This is a genomic window from Cedecea sp. P7760 (assembly GCF_013386425.1).
GTDB lineage: Bacteria > Pseudomonadota > Gammaproteobacteria > Enterobacterales > Enterobacteriaceae > Cedecea > Cedecea selenatireducens.
This window is the reverse complement of the sequence record NZ_JACARU010000086.1, coordinates 1-9,523: the sequence shown is the minus strand read 5'-3', so window position 1 is coordinate 9,523 and position 9,523 is coordinate 1. Positions and strand designations below refer to the sequence as shown.

Genomic DNA, 9,523 nt, shown 5'->3' with positions numbered 1-9,523 from the left:
GTACAACCCCCCTCAAAAGGTCAGTGATGACCACCCCGAAGCATCCCAGACTTAAAGGTGTCTGGTTGGCTGAAAACCTGTTTTTAACGGGGGAGAGGGAAGAGGGGGGAAAGGGGGGAGTTGGGTGTGGGGGCAGGAACAGCGCCTTTTCCAAAGGGAAAGCACTTTGGTTAGGTAGATCACTGTCCTGTCCTTAGCCCTTGAAAAGTCGCCGGATGGTTAGACGTTTAGCCGTCTTAAAGCGAAGTGAGGCTTTTCCCTTGGAATAGTGGCCCTTAGAAAACCACATCACAGAACGATCAGCACACAGCACCGGAGGCCGCTCAATGCTAAGTATCACGCCAAACTTTGCGCAGGAACGCGCTTTAAACATGCTTCGTCGCAGCTGGAAAGCGCATAACTCGTTTATGGTCTATTCGCCGACTGGCAGCGGCAAAACAGGGCTGGCGGCTTTCATCGTTAACGGTTTCGTTAATCGCGGCATGCGTGTGTTGTTTGTAGCCCCTTACACGATCCTGCTCAATCAGACGGCTCAGCGCTTTACTGAGTATGGGCTACCAGAAGACCAGATCAGCTTTATCTGGCGTGACCACCCCCAGCACGATCCTGCGTTGCAGATCCAGATTGCCAGTGCAGATACGCTGATTCGCCGCGACTTCCCGGACAATATCGATCTGCTGATCATCGATGAGGCCCACCTACGACGTAAAAGCATCCTGGAGACAATCCAGTACCTCACGACTGAAACAGACGTGAAAGTTATTGGCCTGTCCGGCACCCCGTTTTCCCCGTTCCTTGGCAAGTACTATGCCGAGCTGATTAAGCCAACAACTATTGGCGAATTGATCCAGCGCGGTGATCTGAGCGGATATGAGTTTTTCGCGCCAACAAAACCAGATCTGAAAGGTGTCAAAACCGGTAATTCTGCAGAGTTTGGCCGCGACTATAACGAAACGCAGCTGGCTGAAATCATGTGCGGTTCGGATCTGGTGGGGGATATCGTCAGCAACTGGCTTGAGAACGGGAAAGACCTCCCTACTGTTGCGTTCTGCGTGAACGTAAACCACGCAAATTTTGTCACCCTCCAGTTTAACCAGGCTGGCGTCAACGCAGAGGTCATGACGGCTGACACCCCGCACGATGAGCGACAGCTGATTATTCACCGTTTCGAAACGGGCGCAACGAAAATCATCGTTAGCGTGGGCGTCCTGGTGGCCGGGTTTGACAGTGATGTGCGCTGCGTCATCTATGCCCGCCCGACGAAAAGTGAAATTCGCTGGCTACAGGCGCTTGGCCGTGGTCTGCGTAAAGCTCCGGGTAAAGAATCCTGCCTCATCTTCGATCATAGCGGCACGGTGCACCGCCTCGGGTTCCCTGACGCTATCGAATACGACGAGCTGATTAGCTCCAGCGATGGGATGAAAGAAGTTGCTGTTCGGGCTGCAGCAGAACGCGAAGAAAAACTTCCGAAGGAATGCCCGGCCTGCCATTTCATGAAGCCGGCCGCCGTTTATGTCTGCCCAAAATGCGGCTTTAAGCCGCTGGTTGGTGAGGACGTGGACACCGATACACAGCGAAAAATCAAGAAACTCGGGAAGGGTAAGGACACCTTCACGAAGTCCCAGAAACAGGCCTGGTGGAGTCAGATTAAGTTTTACCAGCGCCAGCGCCAGTCAATGGGCAAGCCGGTAAACAACGGATGGTGTGCGCACACCTTCTTCGAAAAATTCGGCGAGTGGCCGAATAACCTCAGTGACTACCCGATGGAGATCACCCCAGAGGTTTCGAACTTCATCAAACACAAACAGATCGCTTTTGCGAAGGGCAGACAAAAGATCAAAGCGGCTGAGGCGATGCCAGCCGAACAAGACATTGCAGGCACCACCACGGGCCAGCTCCTTAGTGCAAAAGAGCACCTTAACAACATTCGTGAAACGCTCGGGAAAAGAGTATGAAGACATCAGAAGCGGCGAAAGGTAACTGGCCGAAAATTTTTGAGTATTACGGGCTCCCGCCGATCACAGGGAAGAACCATTTCAAAGGTGAATGCCCTGTTTGCAGCGGTCGCGGGAAATACCGCTGTGATGACCACGAAGGTAGTGGATCGTGGATTTGTACCTGTGGAAACGGTGACGGTATGTCACTGTTGCTGCAAACGCAGGGTAAACCATTTGGCGTGCTTTGCCGCGAAATCGACGAACTGCTGGGTAATGATTACCAACACCGGGTTGTACCCATCAACACCACAGCTTCCAGCATGCGTGAGCGTGTTATCAGCAAATTTTCTAAGCTGGTGGAGCTGCGCGGCACGTCAGCGGCGGCTTATCTCTTCAATCGTGGGATAACCCGGTTACCGACAGAAGCTGTTCGCTTTTGCGCTAAAGAACGGCATAACGGCAGCGTGTACCAGTCTTTATTCTCCCTGGCGACAGATAACAAAGGCGAGCTGTGTTACCTGCACCGCACATACCTTGACGGAGATAAGAAAGCATCTGCGATGGGAGAAGGACAAAAAAGACTACGCTCACTCCAGGAGCAAACTTATCTCGATCATGCCCAGTCCGTGGCTGTGCGAATGTTTCCGGTAGCCTCCACGCTTGGCATCGCCGAGGGGATTGAAACGGCACTTTCCGCACATCAGGTTTACCACGTAAACACCTGGGCAACATTAAACAGCGGGTTTATGAAGAAATTCCGCGCTCCAGCAGGTGTAAAGCACCTCATCATTTTTGCAGATATGGATAAACACTCCGCTACCGGGCATGCGGCCGCTTTTGAGTGCGCCCACGCAAACCTGATGGCTAAAAACAATATTGAGAAGGTAACGATCCGCTGGCCGGATCATGGCGACTTTAACGACTTCATCATGAACGGTGATGAGGTCCGGGAAATGTCTTATACGAAAAAGGTGGCGGCATAATGCGTGATATTCAGATGGTACTTGAACGATGGGGCGTATGGGCTGCTAGTAGTGGTTCCAATATCGGATATCCGCGTATAGCAGCTGGTTTATCTCGGCTACTTCCCGCCAGTAGAGCAGGCAGGCCATCATGCTGTGACGATGATGGAATGTTTATCAATGAGGCAATGATCCGCCTCAGCAAGCACGATGAATATCTTTGCTCGCTTTTGGAGTGGCATTACATAGAAAATATGACGTTACGTGCTATGGCAACGAAATTGGGGATTTCACACAACCATGTTTCGGTCAGGCTACAGGCTGCTGAGAGCTTTATTCAAGGATCACTTTGCACCCTTGATATTAAGCTAGAAATGGACAGAGAATGTCGAAAGGAAAATATCCTGCCGCCTAAACTAAAAAGGGTTGTGTAATTACAAAACCCGCTTTAATCTGTTAAGAGTGGTCACTTCGACACACAGCTTAACAATCGAAACCCTGCCAGCAATGGTGGGGTTTTGTCTTTTTATGCCCGGAGAATAGTATGTCAACGGTCATAATCTGCGCCTCTGGCCCATCGCTTACGACAGCGGATTGTGGGACTGCGAAAGCATCCGGCTTTCCTGTTATCGCCGTTAATTCATCCTGGCGGGCAATACCTGACTGCACATATATCTACGCTGGTGATCTTGCCTGGTGGGAATTAAACGTTCCTTCATTGCCAGAATCGCCCGAGCGGTGGACCTGCAATTTTCGGGCGCATAAGCGCTTTGGACTATCACTATTCGAAACCGACACAACCGGCACCTTTAATTCAGGGCAGCGAGCGATTTTACTGGCTCAACACCTGGGGGCCAGTCGGATAATTTTGCTCGGCTATGACTGTTCCATTGCTGATGGCAGGCACTGGCACGGCGACCACACTCTTTTAGATAATCCGACTGCGGCAAATATTTCCCGCTGGAAAGGAGAGTTTGAGAGGGTGGCGCGCGACGTTGCCGGACGAGTGGAAATAATCAACTGCAGCGGGAAAACGGCGCTGACGTGTTTTCGCCGAATGCCGCTTGCTGACGCTCTCAGGTAGCTAAATGAATACGCCACTTTTAATTGACGGCATGCTGGGTATGGGCGACACCATTTACCAGCGTGCTTTTGTGAAGCAGCTCCCGGCAGGAACCTACATCAAAACGGCGTGGCCGGAGCTGTACGAGGATTTACCGGTTAACCCGGTTCGCAGCTGCACGACGTTACGCACGCAGCGTAAAAACGAGCACCGCACCAAAATAGAGTTCTCGCCGCCGCCGTCGCCGCGTGAAACGAAGCGAATTTTTTATGGCCCCGCAGAACTGGCGCGGGGTTCAATCTTTGATGCCATGCGCGAGCAGTTCGGCGTCAACCCGGCAGAGTTAGATTTGCCATCATTCGGCCCTGCGCAGTACACCCACCAGAAACCAATCGCGGTAATCCGCCCGGCCACTGTTCGCGCGGAATGGCGCAGTGATTCACGCAATCCCGATCCTGATTATTTACTGCAGGCGTCACGCATACTGCGCAAAAATTTCTGCGTGATAAGCGTGGCTGACCTGCAGGAGGGGGAAGAGTGGTTGGTGGGTGAGGCTCCAGAATGTGACCTGCAACTACATGCTGGCGAGCTGGGCATCAAAGAGTTAATGCGTCTGGTCGAGCATGCTGCAGTCGTAGTGACGCCTGTCGGCTGGGCGCTCCCGGCTGCTATTGCCTACAAAACGCCTGTGTTCGTCATCGCTGGTGGTCGAGGCGGCCACAATGCGCCGGAAATCGTAACTGACCCTGCAATGAATTTATCTGCTGTCGGTTGGGCTATTCCGGATAATTACTGCCGTTGCGGGGCATGGGATCATCCCTGCGAAAAGCATATCACCAACTTTGATTCAAAATTTGAGGCCTGGCTGAATGAAGTCGTTTTATCAGGAATTAAACAGCGGGCTGGTATTCCTTCCTGAACTGGGGATAGGTCGATACCCGGTCCCAAAAGACAGGCCATATGACGAGAGCTATTTCGCCAACTATCAAAAACTGGCGGATACGGAGATGGGCTTCAAATTAACGCAGTCCAGAATTGACCTGGTATCGCGTCATTATCATGGCCCCGTCCTGGATGTTGGCATCGGTGCCGGTCAGTTCGTCGCTACCCGCCCCGGCACGCTGGGATTTGATGTTAATCCTACCGGAATCGCCTGGCTGAATAAGCGGGGCGCTTACGCTGACCTTTACGCCAATCAGTGGCGGGCGCTGACGATGTGGGATGTGCTGGAGCATATTGACGAACCGGATCTTGCTGTACAGCAGGCCACCGAGTTCGTTTTTGTTTCGATCCCCATATTCGCCGACGCTGGCGACATTTTACATTCTCACCATTTCAGAAAAACAGAGCACATCTGGTACTTCACTGACGACGGAATTAAGCGCTGGTTTTCTGAGCAGGGCTTTGAATGCGTCGAACAGAACACCATCGAATGCCATTTAGGGCGTAAAGGCGTCGCTTCGTACGCTTTCCGTCGAATTTAACTTTTCCCCTTCACACAGCACCCCGAACCCGGAGGTGTGGAATGCACAGAATCATGCCTGAAAAAATAATAACTGGAGCGTCATATTGCACGTCCGGCGGACTGATTTGTAGCGGGCTGTCGGGAGCGTATGACTGGTTTCACGGTCTTGACTGGAATTTTATTGCGATTGTTAGCGGCGTGATGTTTGGTGCGGCGACTTATTTCACCGGCCTCTATTTCCAGCGCAGGATGCAGAAGTCTTACGACGCATCTTTAAGCAAATATGAAGAAGCGCTAAAGGCAGGAATTATTACCGCGCCGCCGTCACCACCCAAAGAGAAATAACCATGACCACCAAAACTAAACTCAGTGCAGCCATGCTTGGGCTGTTAGCTGCTGGCGCTGCCGCACCCGTGATAATGAGTCAGTTTCAGGATGAAAAAGAGGGAACGAGCCTTGTTGCTTACCCTGATGCTGGTGGCGTGTGGACGATTTGCGGCGGTGTGACTCGCGTTGACGGTAAACCCGTCGTTAAGGGCATGCAGCTGACGCGCCAGCACTGCGACAAAATCGACAGGGCAGAGCAGGCAAAGGCTTTGGCCTGGGTGGAAAAAAACGTTCGCGTACCGCTCACCGAGCCTCAAAAAGTCGGCATAGCTTCTTTTTGCCCCTGGAACATCGGCCCCGGTAAATGTCTGCCATCCACGTTCTGGCGAAAGCTCAATGCTGGTGACCGGCACGGCGCATGTGCAGAGATAAAACGCTGGACGTATGACGGCGGCCGCGATTGCAGGATCCGCACGAATAACTGTTACGGTCAGGTTCTACGGCGTGACCAGGAATCAGAGCTGGCATGCTGGGGGATAGACCAGTGAAAAGCTCATTCTGGATAATTTTGGCAGTTTTTGTGGCTTGCCTGGCGGGTGGCCTTATCTGGTCTGCAAATCACTACCACGGCAAGTATCTGGCAGAGCAAAAGCGTGCTGACTCTGCAGAACAGCAAGCTAATGCCGTTCAGACCATCACATCAAACGTCCTGCTAACGGTATCAATTTTCAACTCAATTACTGAGGCTAATCAGCATGCCAAAGAGCAGATCGCACTGGACGCATCGGGAGCCGCGAGGGATATCCAGATGGCTGTTGCGGGCGATGATTGCCGCAATCGTCCTGTGCCTGCTGGCGCAGTTAAGCGGTTGCACGACTACGCGAACGGTTTACGTCAAAGTGCCGGTGGTTCCACTCCCGCCCGGTCTGGTGGCTGACACACCGCAGCCCGCAATACCCTCTTCCATGACGTGGGGTCAGAGCCTGGATTTAAACGTCATGCTGCTTTCATCGCTGGCGCAGTGTAACCGGGATAAAGCAGATATCAGGAAAGCAGAGCAATCACGGGCCTCGCAATAGCGGGGCTTTTTACTGCGCATCGCACGCGCCAATCAGAGAGTCTTTCAGTAGTGAGCCTGGGTGATGCCGTTGCCTCTCGGGCGGCGTTGCCGTGCGACAGGCTCACGTCTAAAAGGAAATGCAATGGATAACTTAAAAACATCGGTCGGCGCAGATGGCTGCCACGCGAGTGTTAAAACTGGCCCTTTGAGCGTCGCTTTGAAAGCGAAACTGCCAATGGGTTGTGATGTGTTTGAAATCGTCGGGCTGGTTGAAGCTGAAATGCACGGCCAGCCATTAAATGCGAAAACGGTTTACGCATTCACAGAAGAAGTGCGGAAGCGAATCGCTGACCTCATTGTTGTTGAAATCGATGAACCACGTATTCCCAGCGCTAATAGTATTGATGGTCGAGCCGGTGCCAGTGTGAACAAAAAACTGTATGAGGCGGTTTTCGAACTGAAAGACGGCAAAAAAATTTTCGGCTATTCAGAAAAAGATGTGCCTACTTTTGACGGTAGATTTTACTTATGCGCATCCAACAAAGAATTGAAAGGCCGTGTCGCTGTCACAGCTGAAAGCGTTATTAGTTTCCGTTTTAACCCTCTCTGACGCTGAAATTACAGGAGCCCTTCACTGAGGGGCTTCGATAATATTTGCGCCAGTTGATAACATTTTTATCAATCGGAAAAACCACTATATGGCATCAATAAAGCATTCCATTGACGCTAATGAGAATCCAAAATATTACGTTCACTGGAAGGATGACAGAACCGGGCATGGCCGCCGCCGTATTTTTAAAAATATTGACGACGCAGCTCACCTGTTCTGGCAGAAGCAGAATATTGAGCTGGATTGTCGAACGGCTACGTGGCGCGGCATTGATGGTTCATGGTCTTTAAAGAAGTTGCTGATGTTTTTCCTGGGCTATCAGGCTGGGAAACTCGAAAAAAATATCATTCGGTTATCAACTTACTCGAAATGTCGTCACGATCTCCTTGCCGTGCAGGGGCCGATACTCGAAAAAGCTATCCTCCGGATAAGCCATCGCGATATCGAAGAGGCTGTTCGGCCAGGTTGTCAGCGCTGGGTACGGGCGGCGTTTTCTCTGCTCTTAGAAAAGCGACTTATCACGTTCAACCCTTTGGAAAAACCAGCTCGCCGCCGGCGCAAGCCAATCACGATCCCTACAAGGGCAACCGTTCGGAAGCTTCTCGATACGGCCCCCAGGCGGGAACGTATTGCATGTTGGCTTGGGATTTGTGGACTACGTATCGGTGAGGCGCTGGCAGTTACCTACGAGGACGTCACGGTGGAGATGATTCAGATCCGAAGACATATCGTAGATGGTGTTATACATGAAGGGCTAAAGCGTGGCGTTGAGCGGCAGGTGAGGATGCCTAAAGAGCTGCTTGAACTGCTGGACCCAGAATTGTTCGGAACGTCGCAGCCGCTGGTAGCAAATATTTTTACCGGGGAACCGTTAACAATTAACTACGGCACCCAGGGCGCATTGCAAAAAACACTGTCGGAACATGGCATTAAGAAATTCCACCACCTCCGGCATTTCGCTGTATCCCGTCTGGCTGCAAGAGGCGTCGATATCACTCAGGTTTCCCGCCTTATCGGGCATGTGAACATCAAAACCACCATCGATGTTTACGGGCATCTGTTCTTTGCACCAGTGAGCATGGAACTGTGAAAACGCCACTTAATGGAAATACTAGGGCGATCCACTATCTCCCCGTTTCATGCGGCCTGAGAGCACCAAATCGCAGTTTTGGAGAAAAATCGATAACTCCGCATTTTTTCGGCTTTTTAATTCCGCACTCAAACGCAGACAGGCAGCGGCCTGAAAGCGGATTTTTTGGCAGAATTATTCCGCACGCAAAATGCGGAAAAATGATTTTGAACAAAATATAAACAATCACCGATATCAGGTAAGCGTATGGCCCGTAAACATAGTTTCAAAAAGGCCTACGTCGGGATCGTTGTTGATATGGCGTTGGCGCGTAACAAAATATCAAATCGCATGGTTGCCCAGCGGTTAGGGATTGACGAAGCGACTATCAGGAATTGGCGAAAAGAGCATCCCGATCTGGATCGTGCATTCACCGAAGCACGCGAAGTGCTGATGGAGAAAATCAACAGCGTGGCGGGCAGGAGCCTGGAAGTTCGAAAAAGGAAGATAGTCACCAAATCTTCTGATGGGTTGAAAACAACCATTGAGGACGTGCTACCCACCCACAACGACGTGGCCGTATACGCCAAAGCTCTTGGCCTTGGACACAGCGTGTACGGTGAGGACGAACGACGCCGTGATGTGCTCCGGGACGTTATGAAGCAAAAGGTGGCCGGAAAATATAACGCGCTTGAGGCGGCGCAGCTGCTTGAGGCCGAGGGGATAAAAATTCCCGAAACGCTGCGGCTCGAGCTGGAAACGCCGAAGATATTCGAACCGTTCACCAATACCGATGATGCGGAAACCGAGACGGCCAATCTCACAGCGCAGGAAGCCGCCGACGCATATAAAAAGCTGCTTGGCTAAAAATGCAAAAACAGGCGCTTCGCTCATGATTTCGGCTATGCACTTTTTGCCCCCATTTATTCACTTTTTATTCATGCTGTTTTTCGCACTTAACCCGCAGAAATAAGCCTCTCAGGGACATTTTGAAATGGGCGGTGTTACCGTTGTCAAGGCTAAGTAGAGA

At 51.5% G+C, this 9,523-nt stretch carries 12 protein-coding genes; all 12 read left to right on the top strand.

The genetic code is table 11. The features are described 5' to 3' along the window. Window positions 1–326: 326 nt before the first annotated feature. The 12 genes from HX778_RS23410 to HX778_RS23360 all read left to right on the top strand — a co-directional run bounded on the left by HX778_RS23410 (window position 327) and on the right by HX778_RS23360 (window position 9,360). Window positions 327–1,955 carry a DEAD/DEAH box helicase gene (locus tag HX778_RS23410; RefSeq protein WP_176983201.1) on the top strand — a complete coding sequence of 543 codons (1,629 nt, stop codon included), beginning with the start codon at window positions 327–329 and terminating at the stop codon, window positions 1,953–1,955. Further along, entirely contained in the window at window positions 1,952–2,920 is a 969-nt protein-coding gene (locus HX778_RS23405) for a toprim domain-containing protein (protein ID WP_176983200.1), read from the top strand. The genes HX778_RS23410 and HX778_RS23405 overlap by 4 nt, the downstream gene beginning before the upstream one ends. Next, window positions 2,920–3,333 (top strand): antiterminator Q family protein, encoded by a 414-nt coding sequence (locus tag HX778_RS23400; RefSeq protein WP_176983199.1) that lies wholly within the window; start codon window positions 2,920–2,922, stop codon window positions 3,331–3,333. Before HX778_RS23405 ends, HX778_RS23400 begins: the two co-directional genes overlap by 1 nt. Window positions 3,334–3,987: 654 nt before the next feature. Then, window positions 3,988–4,881 carry a hypothetical protein gene (locus HX778_RS23395; protein WP_176983198.1) on the top strand — a complete coding sequence of 298 codons (894 nt, stop codon included), beginning with the start codon at window positions 3,988–3,990 and terminating at the stop codon, window positions 4,879–4,881. Further along, window positions 4,832–5,446, top strand: a complete 615-nt coding sequence (locus HX778_RS23390) for a methyltransferase domain-containing protein (protein WP_176983197.1) — start codon at window positions 4,832–4,834, stop codon at window positions 5,444–5,446. The genes HX778_RS23395 and HX778_RS23390 overlap by 50 nt, the downstream gene beginning before the upstream one ends. A 41-nt stretch (window positions 5,447–5,487) precedes the next feature. Continuing rightward, complete coding sequence (locus HX778_RS23385) at window positions 5,488–5,772, top strand: phage holin (RefSeq protein ID WP_176983196.1); 285 nt, start codon at window positions 5,488–5,490, stop codon at window positions 5,770–5,772. A gap of 2 nt (window positions 5,773–5,774) precedes the next feature. Next, a complete protein-coding gene (locus tag HX778_RS23380) occupies window positions 5,775–6,302 on the top strand; it encodes a lysozyme (RefSeq protein WP_176983195.1) in 528 nt (175 codons plus the stop codon). Further along, window positions 6,299–6,691, top strand: coding sequence for a DUF2570 domain-containing protein (locus HX778_RS23375; RefSeq protein ID WP_176983194.1), 393 nt, complete (start codon window positions 6,299–6,301; stop codon window positions 6,689–6,691). Before HX778_RS23380 ends, HX778_RS23375 begins: the two co-directional genes overlap by 4 nt. Next, window positions 6,579–6,833, top strand: coding sequence for an Rz1 lytic protein (locus tag HX778_RS25235; RefSeq protein ID WP_255483499.1), 255 nt, complete (start codon window positions 6,579–6,581; stop codon window positions 6,831–6,833). The genes HX778_RS23375 and HX778_RS25235 overlap by 113 nt, the downstream gene beginning before the upstream one ends. A 123-nt stretch (window positions 6,834–6,956) precedes the next feature. Further along, window positions 6,957–7,424, top strand: coding sequence for a hypothetical protein (locus tag HX778_RS23370; RefSeq protein WP_176983193.1), 468 nt, complete (start codon window positions 6,957–6,959; stop codon window positions 7,422–7,424). An 88-nt stretch (window positions 7,425–7,512) separates the two neighbouring features. Then, on the top strand, window positions 7,513–8,514 hold the full coding sequence (locus HX778_RS23365) for a site-specific integrase (RefSeq protein ID WP_176983192.1): 1,002 nt from the start codon (window positions 7,513–7,515) through the stop codon (window positions 8,512–8,514). Between the two features lie 246 nt (window positions 8,515–8,760). Further along, the gene (locus HX778_RS23360; RefSeq protein WP_176983191.1) at window positions 8,761–9,360 is read left to right on the top strand and encodes a hypothetical protein; all 600 of its coding nucleotides are present in this window, start codon (window positions 8,761–8,763) and stop codon (window positions 9,358–9,360) included. The last annotated feature ends 163 nt before the right edge of the window (window positions 9,361–9,523 follow it).